Here is a 21,885-nt window from a genome sequence, read left to right as displayed (position 1 = left end):
GCCCTGCCGAAATGGTTTAGCGCGCTAATGCAGCCGTTAATGCAGGCAGGATCTTCAGCGCATCGCCAACGATGCCATAATCCGCGTACTGGAAGATCGGGGCATTTTTGTCTTTGTTGATGGCGAAAATAGTCTGGGCACCGTTAGCACCGACCATATGTTGGATCTGTCCTGAAATCCCCACGGCCAGATACAGTTCAGGTTTGAGCATCAGGTTGGAGATACCGACGTAGCGTTCATGCTCCATCCACTTCTCATTTTCCGCTACCGGACGGGAGCACGCCAACTCAGCACCAATGGTCTGGCACAGCGCTTCGGCCAGAGAAATATTATCCTTGCTGCCAATACCGCGTCCCACGCTGACCACCAGACGTGCTTTGTCGAGATCAACGCTATTGCTCTTACGAGCCTGCGTTGCGGTACGGGTGACGGCAGTGGTCGGAGCCTGCCACTGTACGGTGTGCATCTCGCCACTGCGGGAGGCATCGGGTTGTTGGGCGTCAAATGTCCCACTGCTAAGCGTCATCACGGCAAACGGCGAAGCGATCGTTTCAGCGCCCATAGCCAGTCCACCGTAGACCATATGTTTAACCGCAGCCTTACCGTCCTGCAATGCCACCGCACTGGCATCGTTAGAGACCGCCGCAGACAAACGAAAACCCAGTTTCGCCGCCAGCAGCTTACCGCGACGTGTATTCGGCAACAGCACCGCACCACCTTCACTGTGCTGGCGAATAGTCTCAGCCATCACGCCGGCATAATCTTCCACCATACGATCATCTGGCTTACCGCTGAGCAGCCAGACATGATCCGCACCAAGCTGGAACGCCGCTGCACTATCAGCTTCGTTGAGCACAAACGTATTGATTTTTTCACCTAAAGTCTGCGCACCATTCATCAGCTCCGGCAGACGAGAAGGGGTATCGCTGAATACCCAGATACTGGAAAACTTGTTCATAACATCCCCTGATAATTAAATGATTTTGCGAAGACTCTCGACAAACGCAGCAATCTGTTCTTCACCGTCACCTTCAATCACAACGCGCTGACGCTCACGTTGCTTCGGTGCTGCAACCTGTTGTACGGAATACGCCTCCACGGCATTGAGCTCAATGTCCGCTGGCGACCAGACCTGAACCGGTTTTTTCGCTGCGCCGAGGATGGCTTTCATGGAAGGGATTTGTGGCGTGTTGATATCTGTTGAGACCGCAATAACTGCCGGGAGCGGAATGCTCAGGGTTTCAATTTCATCTTCCAGCTCACGTTCAACAATGAGGGTGTTATCAGCCAGAGAGAGGATCTTGCTCACGCCGTTAATCGCTGGAATATTCAGCGCTTCCCCCACCAGCAGACCAACCTGCTGGGCATAAAGATCGGAGGAGCCGTCGCCGCAGACGATCAAATCAAAACCGGATTTTTGCGCGGCAGCAGCCAGTGCGGTCGCCGTATGCTGCGGCAGCGCCTGCTCAAACCGATCGTCAATTACGACAATCAGTTCATCAGGCCCGCGCGAGAGCACATCTTTGCGGCCTTTTGCATTTGTCAGCGCTTTACCACCTACGCTCAAGGCGACGACCTGGGCTTCTCCCAGTTGCTGTTTTAACTGACAGGCCGCTTCTATCGCATTCAGATCGTACTGACTGATTTTGCCATCCGCTTTACTGAAATCCAGTGAACCATCAGCATTATTAATCAAAATATCCTGTTCATCAGGCACGCATTTGTAGCAAGTAATTATCTTCATTGCATCTCCAGAAATCATGAAGGAAACGTTATTCATATCGGCAGTGTTAAATACAGATATCACGCTCTTTAATTCGGAAATAAAACCTTAATCACCAATATTGAAAATGTCACACATTGATATTTGCAACTTTCAATAGTGTTACGTGCCTCACCAATATTGAAAAGATGCAAACAAATATGAAAACTTTCAATATTGTTTTCTGGATCACCAATATTGAAAGGCAGTTCGCTAAAAACACCCAAAGAATAGGCATAAACACATGATTTTCAACAAAAATAAAGCAAAAACAAAGCAAAACACACCAGAAATAAAAGTGTGACAGAGTTAACAGAATGCCCCGTAATGAATACCCATTATGAGTTACTCACTGAGGCGCCCCAGAGGTTAAATAGTTATCAACAAATTATTAATAATAAATATACAAAACAGCAAAAAAGGGAACGCTAAATAAATTTCGTTTTCAAACTGGAATTCACTTATGAAAAATGAAAAGAAAAAATCGGGAATTGAGCCAAAGGTTTTCTTTCCGCCATTAATAATTGTCGGAATACTTTGTTGGCTAACAGTAAGAGATCTTGATGCCGCTAATGTTGTTATTAATGCGGTATTCAGTTACGTCACCAATGTCTGGGGTTGGGCATTTGAATGGTATATGGTCGTTATGCTATTCGGCTGGTTCTGGTTGGTCTTTGGTCCCTATGCTAAAAAGAAATTAGGCGACGAAAAACCTGAGTTCAGCACAGCCAGCTGGATTTTTATGATGTTTGCCTCCTGCACCTCAGCCGCCGTGCTGTTCTGGGGTTCGATAGAGATCTATTACTACATCTCCACGCCGCCGTTCGCGCTAACGCCAGGATCGACACCGGCGAAAGAGATTGGTCTGGCCTACAGCTTGTTCCACTGGGGGCCTCTGCCGTGGGCAACCTATAGCTTCCTCTCGGTGGCATTCGCCTACTTCTTCTTTGTACGCAAGATGGATGTTATCCGCCCCAGCTCCACGCTGGTTCCCCTGGTCGGTGAAAAACACGCGAAAGGGTTATTCGGCACTATCGTAGATAACTTCTACCTGGTCGCGCTGATCTTCGCAATGGGCACCAGTCTTGGGCTGGCGACACCGCTGGTTACCGAGTGTATGCAGTGGTTGTTTGGTATTCCGCACACGCTGCAATTAGACGCAATCATCATTACCTGCTGGATCATTTTGAACGCAATTTGCGTGGCTTGTGGCCTGCAAAAAGGGGTCAAAATCGCCAGCGATGTGCGTAGCTACCTGAGTTTTCTGATGTTGGGCTGGGTGTTTATCGTCAGCGGTGCCAGCTTCATCATGAACTACTTCACCGATTCCGTCGGTATGCTGCTGATGTACTTGCCGCGCATGCTGTTCTATACCGATGCCATCGGCAAAGGCGGCTTCCCACAGGGCTGGACCGTCTTCTACTGGGCATGGTGGGTCATTTACGCCATCCAGATGAGTATTTTCCTTGCCCGTATCTCTCGCGGCCGTACCGTGCGTGAACTGTGCTTCGGGATGGTGTTGGGCTTGACCGCCTCTACCTGGATCCTGTGGACCGTGCTTGGCAGTAACACTCTGCTGTTGATGGATAAAAACATCCTCAACATCCCACAACTGATTGAACAGCACGGCGTGGCGCGCGCCATTATCGAAACCTGGGCCGCATTGCCGTTCAGCACAGCCACCATGTGGGGATTCTTTATCCTCTGCTTTATCGCCACCGTCACACTCATCAACGCCTGCTCATATACCCTGGCGATGTCCACCTGCCGTGAAGTTCGCGATGGTGAAGAACCTCCGCTGTTGGTACGTATCGGCTGGTCAGTATTGGTAGGTGTCATCGGTATCGTTCTGTTGGCACTGGGAGGATTGAAGCCCATACAGACTGCGATTATCGCCGGTGGGTGCCCGCTGTTCTTCGTCAACATCATGGTAACGCTGTCCTTTATTAAAGACGCCAAAGTGCACTGGAAAGATAAATAAGTTTAATTAACCCATTACTGAAGAGGCTTGAAGATGGATTTCAATTTGAATGACGAGCAGGAGCTGTTTGTCGCTGGTATTCGTGAACTGATGGCCAGTGAGAACTGGGAAGCTTATTTTGCCGAGTGCGATCGCGATAGCGTCTACCCAGAGCGTTTTGTGAAAGCACTGGCGGATATGGGCATCGACAGCCTTTTGATCCCGGAAGAACACGGCGGTCTGGAAGCGGGATTCGTCACCGTTGCCGCTGTCTGGATGGAACTGGGTCGTCTTGGCGCTCCAACCTACGTGCTGTACCAATTGCCAGGTGGTTTTAACACTTTCTTGCGTGAAGGAACCCAGGAGCAAATTGATAAAATCATGGCGTTCCAGGGCACCGGTAAGCAGATGTGGAACTCCGCGATTACAGAACCGGGAGCAGGATCGGATGTTGGCAGTCTGAAAACCACTTATACACGCAAAAATGGTAAGGTTTATCTTAATGGCAGTAAGTGCTTCATCACCAGTAGCGCCTATACCCCGTACATCGTGGTAATGGCAAGAGATGGAGCATCGCCGGATAAACCTGTTTATACCGAGTGGTTTGTTGACATGAGCAAAGCGGGTATCAAGGTCAACAAGCTGGAGAAGCTCGGCCTGCGTATGGATAGCTGCTGTGAAATCACCTTTGATGACGTAGAGCTGGACGAAAAAGACATGTTCGGTCGGGAAGGTAATGGTTTCAACCGCGTAAAAGAAGAGTTTGACCACGAGCGTTTCCTCGTCGCACTGACTAACTACGGTACAGCAATGTGTGCGTTTGAAGATGCGGCACGCTACGCGAATCAACGTGTGCAGTTTGGCGAAGCTATTGGACGCTTCCAGCTGATTCAGGAGAAGTTTGCGCACATGGCGATCAAACTTAACTCGATGAAAAACATGCTGCTGGAAGCCGCGTGGAAAGCGGATAACGGTACCATCACCTCTGGTGATGCAGCAATGTGCAAATACTTCTGCGCCAATGCCGCATTTGAAGTGGTAGATACCTCCATGCAAGTGCTGGGTGGTGTCGGTATCGCGGGCAACCATCGCATCACACGTTTCTGGCGTGACCTGCGCGTTGACCGTGTGTCCGGGGGCTCTGATGAAATGCAGATCCTGACATTGGGCCGTTCGGTATTGAAACAATACCGTTAAGTCGGCGCATCTGTAGGCCGGAGAGAGAGCTAAGCCCTCATCCGGAAACATGCCCGGTAGCGCTGAGCTTACCGGGCCTACAACTCACTGCCAGGAGCTAATTTATGAACCGTCTACCAATGCCCGCTTTTGGACCGCTGTCCGGATTACGCGTGGTCTTCTCAGGGATCGAAATTGCCGGGCCGTTCGCCGGACAAATGTTTGCCGAATGGGGTGCTGAAGTTATCTGGATTGAAAACGTCGCCTGGGCCGATACCATCCGTGTACAACCTAACTATCCGCAGCTATCACGCCGCAACCTGCACGCTCTTTCGCTCAATATTTTCAAAGATGAGGGACGGGAAGCATTTCTGAAGTTAATGGAAACCACCGACATTTTCATTGAAGCCAGTAAAGGCCCGGCCTTCGCCCGTCGTGGTATTACCGACGAGGTGCTGTGGCAACATAACCCGAAACTGGTTATTGCCCATCTTTCCGGCTTCGGCCAGTTTGGTACCGATGAGTACACCAATCTCCCCGCTTACAACACCATTGCTCAGGCATTCAGCGGCTATCTGATCCAGAACGGCGACGTTGATCAGCCCATGCCTGCCTTCCCCTACACAGCCGATTACTTCTCAGGTATGACCGCAACCACAGCAGCACTCGCGGCGCTGCACAAAGTGCGTGAGACCGGTAAAGGCGAAAGTATTGATGTTGCCATGTATGAAGTGATGCTGCGTATGGGCCAGTACTTCATGATGGATTATTTCAACGGCGGCGAAATATGTCCGCGAATGACCAAAGGCAAAGACCCCTATTATGCCGGTTGCGGCCTGTATAAATGTGCCGATGGTTACATCGTCATGGAACTGGTTGGTATCACGCAAATCAACGAATGCTTTAAGGATATTGGACTGGCGCACATTCTCGGTACGCCTGAAGTGCCGGAAGGAACGCAGCTTATCCACCGCGTTGAATGTCCATATGGTCCGTTAGTCGAGGAGAAACTGGACGCCTGGCTGGCAACGCACACCATCGCTGAAGTGCAGGCGCGCTTTGCGGAACTGAATATCGCTTGTGCGAAAGTGCTGACCATTCCTGAACTGGAAGATAACCCGCAGTACGTTGCCCGTGAATCGATTACCCAGTGGCAAACGATGGACGGTCGCACCTGTAAAGGACCGAACATCATGCCGAAATTCAAAAACAACCCGGGGAAAATCTGGCGTGGCATGCCATCACACGGCATGGATACCGCCGCCATTCTGAAAAATATCGGTTATAGCGAAGCAGACATTAATGAGCTGGTCGGCAAAGGCCTGGCCAGAGTTGAGGATTAAACGCGACGCGCTGGCCAGTTCGTTTGGTTAGCGCTCACGCCTGATTTCAGTGGATAAGTAATATGGATATCGTTGGCAGACAAAACTTACGTCAGATGTGGGACGACCTGGCCGGGGTGTACGGAGATAAAACGGCGCTTATTTTCGAATCCTGTGAAGGAAACGTTCGACAGTTTAGTTATGCCTCGCTTAATGAAGAGATTAACCGCACGGCAAATCTTTTTCATTCCTTGGGGATCCGCAAAGGCGATAAGGTCGCATTGCATCTGGATAACTGCCCGGAATTCATTTTTTGCTGGTTTGGGCTGGCAAAAATTGGCGCCATTATGGTACCGATTAATGCCCGCTTACTGGGAGAGGAAAGTGCCTGGATCCTGCAAAACAGCCAGGTCAGTCTGCTGGTTACCAGCACCCAGTTTTATCCCATGTATCGCCAGATAAAGTTGGAAAATGAGACTCCGCTCAATCACATCTGTTTGATTAGCGAGCATGTTCCGGCTGACGACGGCGTAAGTCACTTTTCCGACCTGAAAAACCAACAGCCAGCAACGCTGTGTTATGCGCCTGCGTTATCCACTGACGATACGGCGGAAATCCTGTTCACCTCAGGAACCACCTCGCGTCCCAAAGGGGTGGTCATTACCCACTATAACCTGCGTTTTGCTGGCTACTACTCCTCCTGGCAATGCGCCCTGCGCGACGATGATGTGTACCTGACGGTGATGCCCGCCTTTCATATCGACTGCCAGTGTACGGCAGCAATGGCGGCATTCTCTGCAGGCAGTACCTTTGTTCTGATAGAGAAATACAGCGCCAGGGCCTTCTGGGAGCAGGTACGTAAATATCAGGCGACGGTTACAGAATGCATTCCGATGATGATCAGAACATTGATGGTGCAGCCCGCTGCATCCACGGACAAGCAGCATCATCTGCGCGAAGTGATGTTCTATCTCAATTTATCGGTACAGGAGAAGGATGACTTTATCGCACGGTTTGGCGTCAGACTCCTGACCTCCTACGGCATGACAGAAACGATTGTCGGCATTATTGGAGACCGTCCGGGGGATAAACGACGCTGGCCCTCTATTGGGCGAGTGGGCTTTAGCTATGAAGCAGAAATCCGCGACGATCAAAACCGTCCCCTACCCGCCGGAGAAATTGGCGAAATCTGTATTAAGGGCGTACCGGGTAAAACGATCTTCAAAGAGTACTATGCACAACCGGATGCGACGGCCAAAGCGCTGGAGCCTGAGGGTTGGCTGCATACCGGCGATTCAGGTTACCAGGATGAAGATGGTTTTTTCTATTTCGTCGACAGGCGCTGCAACATGATTAAACGCGGTGGAGAAAATGTCTCCTGTGTCGAACTGGAAAATATTATCTCCGCCCACCCCAAAATTCAGGACATCGTCGTTGTCGGTATTAAGGACTCTATCCGTGATGAGGCGATTAAAGCTTTTATCGTACTGAATGAAGGTGAAACATTAAGCGAAGCAGAATTCTTCAGCTTCTGCGAACACAATATGGCGAAATTTAAGGTTCCCTCTTTTATGGAGATACGAACCGACCTGCCGCGTAATTGTTCAGGAAAAATAATCAAAAAAAATCTGAAATAACCCCTCTGGCGGGAATTCCTCCTGCCGGGAAATCTATACCCAATAGATTTCGAGTTGCATTGAGACGGCAAGTCCGCTCATCCCAGGAGCATAGATAACTATGTGAATTGGGTGAGCGGGCGCAGCTAACAAAAATGCAGCCTGAAAGACGAAGGGTATATTTTTGGAGATGAACTATGAGTGAATCATTACATCTGACCCGCAATGGCCCGATTCTGGAAATTACGCTGGACAGACCAAAGGCGAATGCCATTGATGCCAAAACCAGTTTTGAAATGGGAGAGGCTTTTCTTAATTTCCGTGACGATCCTGAATTACGCGTGGCTATCATCACCGGCGGCGGAGAGAAATTCTTTTCCGCCGGTTGGGACTTAAAAGCGGCGGCAGAAGGTGAAGCTCCGGATGCTGATTTTGGTCCTGGCGGCTTCGCCGGTTTAACCGAAATTTTCGACCTCAACAAGCCTGTCATAGCGGCAGTAAACGGCTATGCCTTTGGCGGTGGTTTCGAGCTGGCACTGGCTGCGGACTTTATCGTCTGTGCAGAAAACGCCAGCTTTGCGCTGCCGGAAGCGAAGCTCGGTATTGTGCCTGACAGTGGCGGAGTACTCCGTTTGCCCAAGCTGCTGCCACCGGCTATCGTCAACGAAATGGTGATGACCGGCAGACGGATGAGCGCCGAAGAAGCTCTACGTTGGGGGATCGTAAACCGTGTCGTCAACCAAAGCGAGCTTATGGACAGTGCGCGCGAACTGGCACAACAGCTGGTGAATAGCGCCCCACTGGCTATCGCAGCGCTAAAAGAGATTTACCGTGCTACCAGTGAAATGCCGGTAGAAGAAGGCTACCGCTATATCCGCAGTGGTGTGCTGAAACACTACCCGGCGGTGTTGCACTCTGAAGATGCGCTTGAAGGTCCGCAGGCATTTGCCGAAAAACGCGATCCGGTGTGGAAAGGTCGTTAATGTTGTCATGCCGGATAGGCTTCGCTTATCCGGCCAACAAATACCGTATACCGCCATCCGGTAAAAATAAGGAATATTGTGAGCTATTACGCTTTTGAAGGTCTTATCCCCGTGGTACACCCGTCTGCTTATGTTCATCCCAGCGCTGTGCTGATTGGCGATGTAATTGTGGGTGCGGGTGTCTATATTGGCCCACTCGCTTCACTGCGCGGCGACTATGGTCGTCTGATCCTTGAAGCAGGCTCCAATCTGCAGGATAGCTGCATCATGCATGGATACTGCGACACCGATACCATCGTGCATGAGCACGGACACATCGGACACGGCGCGATCCTGCACGGCTGCGTGATTGGTCGCGATGCGCTGGTTGGCATGAACAGCGTAATTATGGACGGTGCCGTGATAGGCGAAGAAAGCATTGTCGCCGCCATGAGCTTTGTTAAAGCAGGATTTACTGGCGAACCAAGGCAATTACTGGTTGGGGCACCCGCCCGGGTAATACGAGAAGTGACGGATCAGGAATTGCAGTGGAAGCGAATGAATACCAGGGAGTATCAGGATCTCGCTGTGCGCTGTAGGGCTGGGTTACATGAAACCCAGCCGTTAACGCAGGTCGAAGAAAACCGTCCACGCCTCAAAGGCACAACGGAGGTAAAGCCCAAAACGGCTTCCTGATGGTGCCGGATAAGCATAAGCACCATCCGGCAAAGAAAAGATTACCGACGCATACTTTTTGACAGCATCATCTGCCATTTCTGCTCGCGATTAAGCTCACTAGGGGGAACAGCCGACATCCGTGGCGTTTTCCCAACACTCACTCTTTTCTCCTGCAGACCGTGGCTCAATCGGCTATAAAGCTGAGGATCAATTCTCACAACTTTCACCAGGCGCTGACACTGACATCCGCGACCAGCAAGCTGATTAGGGATCATCTTAACTTCACAAACAATTTCACTCACTTCCGAAAGAATATAAGAGAGCGTATTAATCGCTTTGCAATGTTCAATATCGAAATGACGGGAAATTTCTTTTGCCGTCACCCAACGATCTTCTGCCATAATCCAATCGGCAATTAACAAATAAAGCGGTCTTTCAACATATTCTTCACACATAAGCGCACCATTTCACAAATTAAAAATCTGGCTACGGCTTGTCCAAAATTAATAAAAACAAAGCCATATTAAAATTGTGTATATAAAGGATAGTATGCGACTTGAATGTTGATTAGTGTGAGCAACATCGCGCTTATTACATTGAAAATGTGGTTATGGAATTCTATTTATCCAGGAATGACCTGATAGAGCAAAAAAAAACGGCTCCTTTACAGAAACCGTTTCGAATTATATTTAAAGTCCGCTTAACGCAATTATCACCGGACCATCCAGATATTATTTATTGATCTGCGCGTGCATTTCCTGAACAGACGTCACCTTCTCTGTGGCATCCGCATTCAACGCCATCGCCGTGGCAAAACCACCGTTCAGGGTGGTGTCATAATGCACTTTGTACTGCAGCGCACTGCGACGAATCAGCTTGGAATCCTCAATCGCCTGACGACCTTCTGTAGTGTTGATGATGTAGGTGTATTCGCCATTCTTGATACGGTCCTGAATGTGCGGGCGACCTTCATGCACTTTATTCACCAGACGCGGGTTAATCCCGGCCTCCCCCAGAACAATCGCTGTACCGTGCGTGGCATCCAGCTCAAAACCAAACTTCAGCAGTTTGGCCGCAAGGTCGACGACGCGCTCTTTGTCGCCTTCGCGAACAGAGAGTAAAGCGCGGCCCTGTTTTTTCATGGTGGAGCTGCTACCCAACTGTGCCTTAGCGAACGCTTCCGCAAAGGTGCGGCCGACGCCCATCACTTCACCGGTAGAGCGCATTTCTGGCCCTAAAAGGGGGTCAACGCCCGGGAATTTGTTGAACGGCAGCACCACTTCTTTTACCGAGTAGTACGGTGGGATAACTTCTTTGGTTACGCCCTGCTGTGCCAGCGTTTTACCTGCCATCACTCGTGCAGCCACTTTCGCCAGCGGAACCCCCGTCGCCTTCGACACAAACGGTACCGTACGCGCCGCTCGCGGGTTGACTTCAATCAGGTAGACTTCGTTATTCTTCACCGCAAACTGGACGTTCATCAGACCACGAACCTGCAGTTCGAAGGCCAGCTTTTGCACCTGCTGGCGCATTACATCCTGAATTTCCTGGCTCAGCGTGTAGGCTGGCAGGGAGCATGCTGAATCACCGGAGTGAACGCCAGCCTGTTCGATGTGTTCCATGATGCCACCAATCAGCACCATTTCGCCGTCGCAAATAGCATCCACATCCACTTCTACCGCGTCATCCAGGAAACGGTCCAGCAGTACCGGCGCGTCGTTGGAGACGCTAACTGCCGTCTGGAAGTAGCGACGTAAGTCGGCTTCGTCGTAGACGATTTCCATCGCGCGACCGCCGAGAACGTAGGATGGACGCACCACCAGCGGATAGCCAATCTCTTTCGCCTTCTCAACTGCTTGTTCGATGGCGGTGACGGTGGCGTTCGCGGGTTGTTTCAGTTTCAGACGGTCAACCGCGTGCTGGAATCTTTCACGGTCTTCTGCACGGTCAATTGCATCCGGGCTGGTGCCGATAACCGGCACACCTGCGGCTTCCAGCGCACGCGCCAGCTTCAGCGGGGTCTGGCCGCCGTACTGGACGATGACACCTTTTGGTTTCTCGATGCGCACGATTTCCAGCACGTCTTCCAGAGTTACCGGCTCAAAGTACAGACGGTCAGAAGTGTCGTAGTCGGTAGAGACAGTTTCCGGGTTACAGTTAACCATGATGGTCTCGTAGCCGTCTTCACGCAGTGCCAGCGAAGCATGTACGCAGCAGTAGTCGAATTCAATACCCTGACCGATACGGTTCGGACCACCACCCAGGACCATGATTTTGTCGCGATCCTGCGTTGGGTTCGCTTCGCATTCATCTTCATAGGTGGAGTACATATAAGCGGTATCGGTGGCAAATTCTGCGGCGCAGGTATCTACACGCTTATAAACCGGGTGCAGATTATACTGTTCGCGCAGCTTGCGGATTTCCGCTTCGCGCACGCCCGCCAGTTTTGCCAGACGCGCATCGGCAAAGCCTTTACGCTTAAGAGCACGCAGGAAGTCAGCATTGAGCCCGTTGATGCCAAGCTCCGCCACTTTTTCTTCCAGACGCACCAGTTCTTCAATTTGTACCAGGAACCAGCGGTCGATGTTGGTCAGGTTGAAGACGCCATCGACGGACAGACCTGCGCGGAACGCATCGGCGATATACCAGATACGCTCAGCGCCCGCATCTTTCAGCTCACGGCGAATCTTGGTCAGCGCTTCCGGGTCATCCAGGCTCACTTTAGGATCGAAACCGGTAGCCCCCACTTCCAGACCGCGCAGTGCTTTCTGCAAAGATTCCTGCTGGGTGCGACCAATCGCCATCACTTCACCAACAGATTTCATCTGAGTAGTCAGACGGTCGTTGGCGCCGGCGAATTTCTCGAAGTTAAAGCGTGGGATTTTGGTCACGACGTAGTCGATAGACGGCTCAAAGGAAGCCGGAGTACGACCGCCCGTGATGTCATTCATCAGTTCGTCGAGGGTGTAACCAACCGCCAGTTTTGCCGCCACTTTCGCAATCGGGAAACCGGTCGCTTTTGATGCCAGCGCCGACGATCGAGAAACACGCGGGTTCATTTCGATAACAATCAGACGACCATTTTTTGGATTCACCGCAAACTGGACGTTAGAACCACCGGTTTCCACGCCAATTTCACGCAGTACCGCCATCGAGGCGTTACGCATGATTTGGTATTCTTTATCGGTCAGCGTTTGCGCCGGAGCTACGGTGATGGAGTCACCTGTATGGATGCCCATAGCGTCGAAGTTTTCGATGGAGCAGACGATGATGCAGTTGTCGTTTTTATCACGTACCACTTCCATCTCGTACTCTTTCCAGCCAATCAGCGACTCATCAATCAGCAGCTCTTTGGTTGGGGAAAGATCCAACCCGCGTTCGCAAATTTCTTCAAACTCTTCGCGGTTATAAGCGATACCGCCACCGGTGCCGCCCATGGTGAAGCTAGGCCGGATAATGCACGGAAAGCCAACATCAGCGGCAACCGCGAGCGCTTCTTCCATGGTATGTGCGATACCAGAACGCGCAGTGTCGAGGCCGATTTTCTTCATCGCGATATCGAAGCGACGGCGGTCTTCAGCTTTATCAATCGCATCCGCCGTTGCCCCAATCATGGTAACACCGAATTCAGCCAGTACGCCCTGACGCTCAAGTTCCAGTGCACAGTTCAGCGCAGTCTGGCCGCCCATGGTCGGCAGTACCGCATCCGGGCGTTCTTTTTCGATAATCTTACGCACAACTTCCCAGTGAATCGGCTCGATGTAGGTAGCATCGGCCATTTCCGGGTCGGTCATGATGGTTGCCGGGTTGGAGTTTACCAGAATAACGCGGTAACCCTCTTCACGCAGGGCCTTACATGCCTGCGCACCGGAATAGTCAAACTCACACGCCTGGCCGATAACAATCGGACCCGCGCCCAGAATCAGGATACTTTTTATGTCTGTACGTTTTGGCATGGCTCTATTAACTCCTGATTATTTCGCGGACTGACGGTAAAGCTCAATTAACTCGATAAAGTGGTCGAACAGCGGCGCAGCATCATGCGGCCCCGGACTGGCTTCCGGGTGGCCCTGGAAGCTGAACGCCGGTTTATCAGTGCGGTGGATACCCTGAAGGGTGCCATCGAACAGCGATTTATGCGTTACGCGCAGGTTTGCAGGCAGCGACGCTTCATCCACCGCAAAGCCGTGGTTTTGTGCAGTAATCATCACGGTGTTGTTATCAATATCTTTAACCGGATGGTTGCCGCCGTGGTGGCCAAACTTCATCTTGATAGTCTTAGCACCGCTCGCCAGCGCCAGTAGCTGATGGCCGAGGCAGATGCCGAATACCGGAATATCGGTTTCGAGGAATTTTCCAATCGCGTCGATAGCGTAGTCGCACGGAGCCGGGTCACCAGGACCGTTGGACAGGAAAATACCATCCGGATTCATCTTCAGTACTTCCTCTGCGGAGGTCTTCGCCGGCACCACCGTCAGGCGACAGCCGCGATCCACTAACATGCGCAGAATATTGCGTTTAGCACCAAAATCATAAGCCACAACATGGAACGGGAGTTCATCTGCAGATTTCGCTTCTGGCAGGTCACCTGCCAGCGTCCAGCTCCCCTGCGTCCAGTTGTAAGGCTCCGCAGTGGTGACTTCTTTCGCCAGGTCCATTCCGTTCAGGCCTGGGAAGGCTTTCGCTTTTTCCAGCGCCAGAGCTGCATCCGGGTTATCCCCTGCAATGATGCAGCCATTCTGTGCGCCTTTTTCACGCAGCAGACGAGTCAGCTTACGGGTATCAATATCGGCAATCGCCACAATGTTGTGACGCTTCAGGTAAGAAGAGAGGTCTTCAGTATCGCGGAAGTTGCTGGCAATCAGTGGCAGGTCGCGGATGACCAGACCTTGCGCATGTACCTGAGAAGATTCTGCATCGGCTTCATTGGTGCCGACATTGCCGATATGGGGATAAGTAAGAGTGACGATTTGGCGGGAATAGGAAGGATCAGTGAGGATTTCTTGATAACCGGTCATTGAAGTATTGAAAACGACTTCCCCAACCGCCGAACCTGTTGCCCCTATGGCCCGACCGTGAAACTGGGTTCCGTCTTCCAGAACCAATAGCGCTGACTTAATCAAAACACCCTCCAGAGAATATTCACTCACTTTATTTGCATATTAATTCATTAAGACAGAGTGAATCAATGCAAATTTGCTTACCTATGGATTTCTGGCAAACGGCGGCATTCTAGAGACAGCCCAGCTAAAAGTCTACCCAAAAGGGCAATTTTTATTATTATTTTACGCAACTGGAATGAAACATGCGATTTAACAGGCAAAAAGATCAGCTAAGTGGGGGTAGAAAACGCTTGCGGAACTTATCGAGCGTGAAAAATAGCTTACACATGAAAAAAAGTAGACCATTTGGTCAAAATTTACATTTAATCTACAAAATACTGTAGGTAAATGTTTCAAATTAATCAACTCAGGACAAAAACACACAAAAACAATCAAAAATAAAAGGGCAATAAAATATTGCCCCATGTAATCAACTAATTATGATTACAATAACCACATCACGAAGGATAAATAATGCCTATAAACTGCGTAAATCAAGCACATCACGCATGTCAAAAAGACCATTTGACTTAGATTTAAGCCAGATGGCCGATCTCACCGCTCCATTAGCAAACGTCATACGGCTGGAAGCCTTGTGCGTAATCTCGATACGTTCGCCAATATCAGCGAACATCGCGGTATGTTCCCCGACGATGTCCCCTGCACGCACTGTGGCAAAACCAATGGTGCCAGGTACACGTTCACCGGTGTAACCTTCACGGCTATAGACAGCGCAATCTTTGAGATCTTTATCCAGTGCCCCGGCAATCGCTTCTCCCATCGCCAGCGCTGTGCCTGACGGCGCATCTACTTTATGACGGTGGTGGGCTTCGATGATTTCAATGTCGGTGTAATCACCCATCACTTTCGCCGCTTTTTCCAGAAGCTTCAGCATGACATTGACACCCACGCTAAAGTTAGCGGCGAATACAATGCCAATCTCCTGAGCAGCATCATGAATAGCCTGTTTGCCTGCATCATCAAAGCCAGTCGTCCCAATAACCATCCCTTTTCCATGCTGGCGACAAAATGCCAGATGCGTCAAAGTGCCTTCCGGGCGAGTAAAATCGATAAAAATATCGAAATCATCTTTGATCGCCTCAAGGCTACTCTGCACAGTCACGCCCGTTTTCCCGGCTCCTGCCAACTCTCCGGCATCGCTACCCAGCAAGGATGAGCCTTCACGCTCCAGCGCCGCGCCCAGCTGTACGCCATCCATGCCGAGGGTGGCCTGAATCAACTGACGCCCCATGCGCCCCCCGGCTCCCGCGATGGCAACGCGGATTTGTGCATCATGCATAGCTATTCTCTTTTGTTAATTTCACGTAAATCATTTTCAGATTAACCAGCGCATCGCTGCGCCGCCAGCCGAAAACGTCGATAATTAGAATTTAATGATAAACAGGGAGAGATATCAGTAAAAGACATGACACTACGGAATAAGCAGCGTCATATCGTTATATCGTGCAGAAATCAGGGGGCCAGCGCCAACACGTGAGCAACCCACTGTTGAAAACCTTCAACGTTCAGATCCAGCGCCACCTGTGCGTTTGCCGGTTGACCAAGTCGTCCTTCAATATCCACCACCGTCGTACCCGACGTGTATTCACCCTGCGTTTCTACTGCCACAAAGCACGGCTTCATTGTGAACAGATCCGGATGCACCAGCCAGGCAATGGCGCAGAGATCGTGCATACGCAGCCCTGTATTCATGCTACCACTGCGGTAATGACTGAACAGCGCATGCAGCATTCTCCCGGTCTGGTTCAACTCAGGCAATGTCGCCAGATAATCTGGTGCGAGTACTGCCTGATTAGTAACATCCAGCCCGCACATCACAATCTCCAGCCCACTCTGGAATACTTTTGCTGCCGCTTCAGGATCGATAGCAATATTAAACTCCGCATTTGGCGTAAAGTTTCCCCTACCCGCGGAACCGCCCATGATCACCAGACGACGAATATTGAACGCACATTCCGGATAGTGCATCAGCAGCAATGCAATATTAGTTAACGGACCAATAGCAACCAGGGTGAGGGGTTCAGGGGAGCTCATCAATGCATCACGGATCACCTGAAAGGCGGGTTTTACCAGCGGCTGACGGTTATGTTCGACAAACTCATATCCTTCCATACCGGACTCACCGTGTACAGAAGCCGCGTCGCGTAGCGGTCGCAGCAACGGCATTGATGCCCCTTGTGCCAGCGGGATATCCGCATTCCAGAAATGTAGCAGTTGTAGCGCGTTACGAGTGGTTTTTTCCACAGAAACGTTACCTGCTACCGTGGTCATCAGTTGCAGATCCAGCTCAGGGGCAAACAGCGCGGCGGCTATAGCGGCGGCATCATCAATGCCGGGGTCGGTATCAAGAATGATCGGTAAGCGCATGGTTTCTCCAAAAAAAATGCCAGACGTTAAGTCTGGCATCTTCTCATAATAGATAAGTGAAAGTTTTACTCTACTTCACGAACATCCACACGCAGCTCTTTAGGCACTTCGAAAACAATGTTCTCTTCACGTCCTTCCAGCGGAACAGGTTCCCCGCCGCCAAACTCCTGTAGGCGAGTAATCACGTTCTGCACCAGGATATCCGGTGCAGAAGCTCCGGCGGTGACACCCACGCACTTCGCCTCTTTCACCCACAATTCCTGGATATCGGTTGCATCGTCGATCAGGTATGCCGCTTTGCCCATACGCTGCGCCAGCTCGGCCAGGCGGTTGGAGTTAGAGGAGTTTTTCGAACCGACCACCAGTACCACATCCGCTTGTTCCGCCAGCGCACGAACCGCTTCCTGTCGGTTAGTGGTGGCATAGCAGATATCGTCTTTACGCGGTCCGACAATTTTCGGGAAACGGTTACGTAGCGCGTCAATCACATCAGATGTGTCGTCCACAGAGAGCGTGGTTTGCGTCATAAACGACAGCTTCGCTTCGTTTTTAACGTCCAGCGTCCACACATCATCTGGTGATTCAACCAGATACATTCCCCCTTGCGGGTTGCTGTACTGCCCCATTGTGCCTTCGACTTCCGGGTGCCCGGCGTGGCCGATCAGGATCGACTCTTCACCGCGACGGCTGGCTCGCGCGACTTCCATATGCACTTTCGTCACCAGCGGACAGGTTGCATCAAACACCGTGAGGTCACGACCTTTCGCCTCATTACGTACTGCCTGAGACACTCCGTGAGCCGAGAAAATCAGGATCGCGCCATCTGGCACTTCGCTGATTTGTTCTATAAAAATAGCGCCGCGCTCGCGCAGGCTATCCACCACATAGCGGTTATGCACCACTTCATGGCGGACATAAATCGGCGCGCCGTAAATGGCCAACGCGTTTTCTACAATGCTGATAGCGCGGTCTACGCCAGCGCAAAAACCGCGCGGGTTGGCCAACAGGATCTGCATTTTACGCCTCCAGTGCCGGTTCGACTTCCAGCACTTCAATATCAAAATGAACGGTATGCCCGGCCAGCGGATGGTTGAAGTCAACCGTGATTGAATCACCATTGATTTCGCGGATCACACCCGGCATCTCACTGCCGTCCATTGCGGTAAAGAGCATGATAGCGCCAATTTCTGGCTCACCCGCGTCCATAAATTCCCGACGCGAGAAATACTGAATTAAGTCCGGGCTTGCCACACCAAAGGCGGCGTCCGGCTCCAGAGAAAAAGTGGTTTTATCACCCTCTTTTAACCCCAGAAGATGTTGTTCCAGTCCTTCAGACAGAGAACCATCGCCCAGGCGGAACAGCGCAGGCTTACCGTTATTGCGGGTTGACTCTGCGGTGGAGCCATCGTCGAGCTTTAAGGTGAAGTGCACCAGCACCGCACTGTTACTCTGTACTGATTTAGACATGCAGATTGCTCTTTAAAATTGCTGCCGCCTGTTTGCCCGGTAGCGCTAAGCAAGCCGGGCAAACAAGGATCGCGATATATTACACGCCGGATAAGCATAGCGTTATCCGGCATTTTTTTATGCGGCTTTTTTCTCTTTCGAAGGTAAGAAGCCTTCCAGGACAATCAACGCAGCGCCAATACAAATCGCCGTATCAGCAAGATTGAATGTCGCGAAATGCCAGTCACCAACGTAAAAGTCGATCATATCGACCACGAAACCATGCCACAGTCGATCGAACAGGTTCCCCAGCGCGCCACCAATGATTAGCGCATAGGCAATGTTGTTTAGCTTCTGCGTCGCCTTCGAGCGATACATCATCACCGCCAGAATGACACAAATACCAATCGCGATACCGGCGAAGAACCAGCGCTGCCAGCCACCGCTGTCGGCTAAGAAGCTAAACGCAGCGCCATAATTACGCGCATAGTGCAGATTAAGCGACGGGAATAGCGACACCGTATCCCCCAGAGCAAAGTTCTGGAGGATCAGGTATTTGCTGCCCAAATCGATAATCAGCACGACTACCACCAGCCATAGCCAGCGTAGCCCAGTTGAACAAAGAGGCTTACTCATCAGGCAAACTTACGTTTTTCGCCATCACCGGCGATGTTGCTGACACAGCGTCCGCAGATTTCTGCGTGTTCCGCCACCTGACCGACGTCGGTGGTGTAATGCCAGCAACGCGGGCACTTCTCACCTTCGGCTTTGCTCAGTACAATTTTCAGACCTTTGAGCAGTTCGCTCTGCTGAGCATCAGCAGGTGCTTCTGCATAATCCGCAACAATCGCGCCAGAGGTCAACAGAACAAAGCGTAACTCTTCGCCCAGTGCGGTCAGCTTCGCAGCCAGTTCTGGCTCAGCATACAGGGTGACTGCCGCTTCCAGAGAACCGCCCACTTTCTTATCCGTACGCGCCTGCTCGATAACCTTGTTCACTTCGCCACGCACTTTCAGCAGTTCGTCCCAGAATGCGTCGTTCATCGCTTCAGTATCGGCCAGACCAAACAGACCTTGGTACCACTCACCGGTGAAAACATACTTCTCGCGATCGCCTGGCAGGTAACCCCAGATTTCATCGGCGGTAAATGACATGATTGGTGCCATCCAACGGACCAGTGCTTCTGCGATATGGAACAGCGCAGTCTGGCAACTACGACGCGCCACGCTGTCCGCTTTCGCGGTGTACTGGCGGTCTTTGATGATGTCGAGATAGAACGAACCCATTTCAACGGAGCAGAAGCGCATCAGGCGCTGCACGACTTCGTGGAAGTCATAGGCTTCGTAGGCTTTCAGGATCTCGTCCTGTGCCGCTTGTGCACAGCCCACAGCCCAGCGATCCAGCACGACCATCTCTTCCGGTTTCACCATGTCTTTTAGCGGATCAAACCCGTTCAGGTTCGCCAGCAGGAAGCGAGCGGTGTTACGGATACGACGATAGCTGTCAGCAGCACGTTTCAGGATTTCGTCTGAAACCGCCATTTCGCCGGTGTAGTCGGTAGATGCCACCCACAGACGCAGAATATCCGCACCCAGTTTGTTCATCACATCCTGTGGGCTAATGGTGTTACCGATGGACTTGGACATCTTGCGTCCCTGACCATCAACGGTGAAACCGTGGGTCAGTACCTGACGGTATGGCGCTTTGCCCTTCATTGCGGTGGAAATCATCAGCGAAGACATGAACCAACCGCGATGCTGGTCAGAGCCTTCCAGATACATATCTGCCGCGTGACCAGAAAACTCAGGGCGCACATCAACCACGGATGAATGGGTTGACCCGGAATCGAACCATACGTCCAGCGTATCCGGTACTTTGACATACTGGTCAGCTTCGTCACCGAGGATATCTTTTGGATCGAGATCCCACCATGCCTGGATGCCGTCGACTTCAACGCGTTTGGCAACTTCTTCCATCAGTTCGATGGCACGCGGATGCAGTTCTTCTGTGTCTTTGTGAACAAACAGAGACATCGGCACACCCCACGTACGCTGACGGGAGATACACCAGTCAGGACGGTTGGCAACCATTGATTCGATACGCGCCTGACCCCAGTCCGGGATCCACTGTACACCTTTGATCTCTTTCAGCGACTGCGCGCGCAAGCCTTTCTGATCCATGCTGACGAACCACTGTGGTGTTGCACGGAAGATGATCGGAGACTTGTGACGCCAGCAGCAAGGATAGCTGTGTTGCATCTTCTCAACGTGCAGCAGTGCGCCTTTTTCAGTCAGCAATGCAACGACGATATCGTTGGCTTTGAATACGTTAACGCCATCCAGCGTTGGATAAGTACCTGGCAGATAAGTGCCGTCCGGACCAACCGGGTTAGCCACTTCCAGTCCATATTTCTGACCAATGACATAGTCGTCAGGACCATGGCCTGGCGCGGTATGCACCGCACCGGTACCCGCATCCAGCGTCACGTGATCGCCAAGGATTGCCGGAACATCAAAGCCCATAAACGGATGGGTAAAACGCAGCAGTTCCAGCTCAGCGCCTTTTACTGTACCAAGGATGCTGTACTCAGCGGCGCCAATACGCTGCATTACACTTTCAACCAGGTCTTTTGCCAGAATCAGGGCCTGACCGTCAATCTGCACCAGCGCATAATCAAAATCAGGTGCCAGAGAGATAGCGCGGTTAGCCGGCAGCGTCCACGGAGTGGTAGTCCAGATGACCAGAGAGATCGGGCCGTTGACATCAGAAACGCCAAACTTCGCTTTCACCGCGTCAGGGTCGGCAGCGTGGAACGCCACGTCGATAGACGGGGACGTTTTGTCGTAATATTCAACTTCCGCTTCCGCCAGTGCAGAACGGCAGTCTACGCACCAATGCACCGGTTTCGCACCTTTGTGCAGGTGACCGTTGCCGATGATTTTACCCAGCGCGCGAATGATGTTGGCTTCGGTTTTGAAGTCCATCGTCAGGTACGGATGTGACCAGTCGCCCATCACGCCAAGACGGATAAAGTCTTTACGCTGGCCGTCAACCTGCGTTGCGGCATATTCACGGCATTTGGCACGGAACTCTGCGGCAGTGAACTTCTCTCCCGGCTTACCAAATTCCTGCTCTACTTTCAGCTCGATAGGCAGACCGTGGCAGTCCCAGCCCGGAACGTAAGGCGAGTCATATCCCGTGAGTCCTTTGGACTTCACGATAATGTCTTTCAGAATCTTGTTTACAGAGTGACCAATATGAATGCTGCCATTCGCATAAGGAGGGCCATCATGCAGAATGAAGGTTTTTTTGCCTTTTTTAGCCGCACGAATGATGCCGTACAGGTCATCATCAGTCCAACGCGCCAGCATTCCCGGTTCACGCTTGGCGAGATCGCCGCGCATCGGGAACCCTGTTTCCGGCAAATTCAGGGTTGATTTATAGTCACTCATCAGATTCTCGGTTCCGTATTT

At 51.5% G+C, this 21,885-nt stretch carries 17 protein-coding genes; 6 read left to right on the top strand and 11 right to left on the bottom strand.

Going from position 1 to position 21,885, the window contains the following annotated elements; translation table 11 throughout:
- Positions 1–16 precede the first annotated feature (16 nt).
- On the bottom strand, positions 17–958 hold the full coding sequence (locus AACS05_RS03145) for an electron transfer flavoprotein subunit alpha/FixB family protein (protein ID WP_045439670.1): 942 nt from the start codon (positions 956–958) through the stop codon (positions 17–19).
- A gap of 15 nt (positions 959–973) precedes the next feature.
- Positions 974–1,744, bottom strand: coding sequence for an electron transfer flavoprotein FixA (locus AACS05_RS03140; RefSeq protein ID WP_045439668.1), 771 nt, complete (start codon positions 1,742–1,744; stop codon positions 974–976).
- A 481-nt stretch (positions 1,745–2,225) separates the two neighbouring features.
- Between AACS05_RS03140 and caiT the strand changes: the two genes are divergently transcribed.
- The 6 genes from caiT to caiE all read left to right on the top strand — a co-directional run bounded on the left by caiT (position 2,226) and on the right by caiE (position 9,494).
- A complete protein-coding gene (gene caiT / locus AACS05_RS03135; protein WP_045439665.1) occupies positions 2,226–3,743 on the top strand; it encodes an L-carnitine/gamma-butyrobetaine antiporter in 1,518 nt (505 codons plus the stop codon).
- Positions 3,744–3,776: 33 nt separating this feature from the next.
- Positions 3,777–4,919: a crotonobetainyl-CoA dehydrogenase gene (gene caiA, locus AACS05_RS03130; RefSeq protein WP_045439656.1), complete on the top strand. Its 1,143-nt coding sequence runs from the start codon at positions 3,777–3,779 to the stop codon at positions 4,917–4,919.
- A 104-nt stretch (positions 4,920–5,023) separates the two neighbouring features.
- Positions 5,024–6,241, top strand: coding sequence for an L-carnitine CoA-transferase (gene caiB, locus AACS05_RS03125; RefSeq protein WP_045439653.1), 1,218 nt, complete (start codon positions 5,024–5,026; stop codon positions 6,239–6,241).
- 62 nt (positions 6,242–6,303) lie between these two features.
- Entirely contained in the window at positions 6,304–7,857 is a 1,554-nt protein-coding gene (caiC, locus tag AACS05_RS03120) for a crotonobetaine/carnitine-CoA ligase (RefSeq protein ID WP_045439650.1), read from the top strand.
- A gap of 176 nt (positions 7,858–8,033) precedes the next feature.
- Complete coding sequence (gene caiD / locus AACS05_RS03115) at positions 8,034–8,819, top strand: crotonobetainyl-CoA hydratase (protein WP_045439647.1); 786 nt, start codon at positions 8,034–8,036, stop codon at positions 8,817–8,819.
- A 78-nt stretch (positions 8,820–8,897) separates the two neighbouring features.
- Positions 8,898–9,494: a carnitine operon protein CaiE gene (gene caiE, locus AACS05_RS03110; RefSeq protein ID WP_045439644.1), complete on the top strand. Its 597-nt coding sequence runs from the start codon at positions 8,898–8,900 to the stop codon at positions 9,492–9,494.
- 41 nt (positions 9,495–9,535) lie between these two features.
- Here caiE and caiF read toward each other — a convergent pair whose 3' ends face one another.
- The 9 genes from caiF to ileS all read right to left on the bottom strand — a co-directional run bounded on the left by caiF (position 9,536) and on the right by ileS (position 21,864).
- The gene (gene caiF, locus AACS05_RS03105; RefSeq protein ID WP_045439642.1) at positions 9,536–9,931 is read right to left on the bottom strand and encodes a carnitine metabolism transcriptional regulator CaiF; all 396 of its coding nucleotides are present in this window, start codon (positions 9,929–9,931) and stop codon (positions 9,536–9,538) included.
- Between the two features lie 276 nt (positions 9,932–10,207).
- Positions 10,208–13,432: a carbamoyl-phosphate synthase large subunit gene (gene carB, locus AACS05_RS03100; protein WP_045439640.1), complete on the bottom strand. Its 3,225-nt coding sequence runs from the start codon at positions 13,430–13,432 to the stop codon at positions 10,208–10,210.
- 18 nt (positions 13,433–13,450) lie between these two features.
- Positions 13,451–14,599: a glutamine-hydrolyzing carbamoyl-phosphate synthase small subunit gene (gene carA / locus AACS05_RS03095; RefSeq protein WP_045439637.1), complete on the bottom strand. Its 1,149-nt coding sequence runs from the start codon at positions 14,597–14,599 to the stop codon at positions 13,451–13,453.
- Positions 14,600–15,056: 457 nt separating this feature from the next.
- The gene (dapB, locus tag AACS05_RS03090; protein WP_045439634.1) at positions 15,057–15,878 is read right to left on the bottom strand and encodes a 4-hydroxy-tetrahydrodipicolinate reductase; all 822 of its coding nucleotides are present in this window, start codon (positions 15,876–15,878) and stop codon (positions 15,057–15,059) included.
- A 173-nt stretch (positions 15,879–16,051) separates the two neighbouring features.
- Positions 16,052–16,966, bottom strand: coding sequence for a ribonucleoside hydrolase RihC (gene rihC, locus AACS05_RS03085; RefSeq protein ID WP_045449435.1), 915 nt, complete (start codon positions 16,964–16,966; stop codon positions 16,052–16,054).
- A gap of 65 nt (positions 16,967–17,031) precedes the next feature.
- Entirely contained in the window at positions 17,032–17,982 is a 951-nt protein-coding gene (gene ispH / locus AACS05_RS03080; RefSeq protein ID WP_045439631.1) for a 4-hydroxy-3-methylbut-2-enyl diphosphate reductase, read from the bottom strand.
- A gap of 1 nt (position 17,983) precedes the next feature.
- Positions 17,984–18,433 (bottom strand): FKBP-type peptidyl-prolyl cis-trans isomerase, encoded by a 450-nt coding sequence (gene fkpB, locus AACS05_RS03075; RefSeq protein ID WP_045439628.1) that lies wholly within the window; start codon positions 18,431–18,433, stop codon positions 17,984–17,986.
- A 117-nt stretch (positions 18,434–18,550) separates the two neighbouring features.
- Complete coding sequence (gene lspA, locus AACS05_RS03070) at positions 18,551–19,048, bottom strand: signal peptidase II (protein ID WP_045439619.1); 498 nt, start codon at positions 19,046–19,048, stop codon at positions 18,551–18,553.
- Entirely contained in the window at positions 19,048–21,864 is a 2,817-nt protein-coding gene (gene ileS, locus AACS05_RS03065) for an isoleucine--tRNA ligase (RefSeq protein WP_045439616.1), read from the bottom strand. Before ileS ends, lspA begins: the two co-directional genes overlap by 1 nt.
- Positions 21,865–21,885 lie beyond the last annotated feature (21 nt).

This window comes from Citrobacter sp. S-77 (assembly GCF_963864895.1).
GTDB lineage: Bacteria > Pseudomonadota > Gammaproteobacteria > Enterobacterales > Enterobacteriaceae > Citrobacter > Citrobacter murliniae.
The sequence above is the reverse complement of the archived record's forward strand: the minus strand, read 5'-3'. Positions and strand labels throughout refer to the sequence as shown.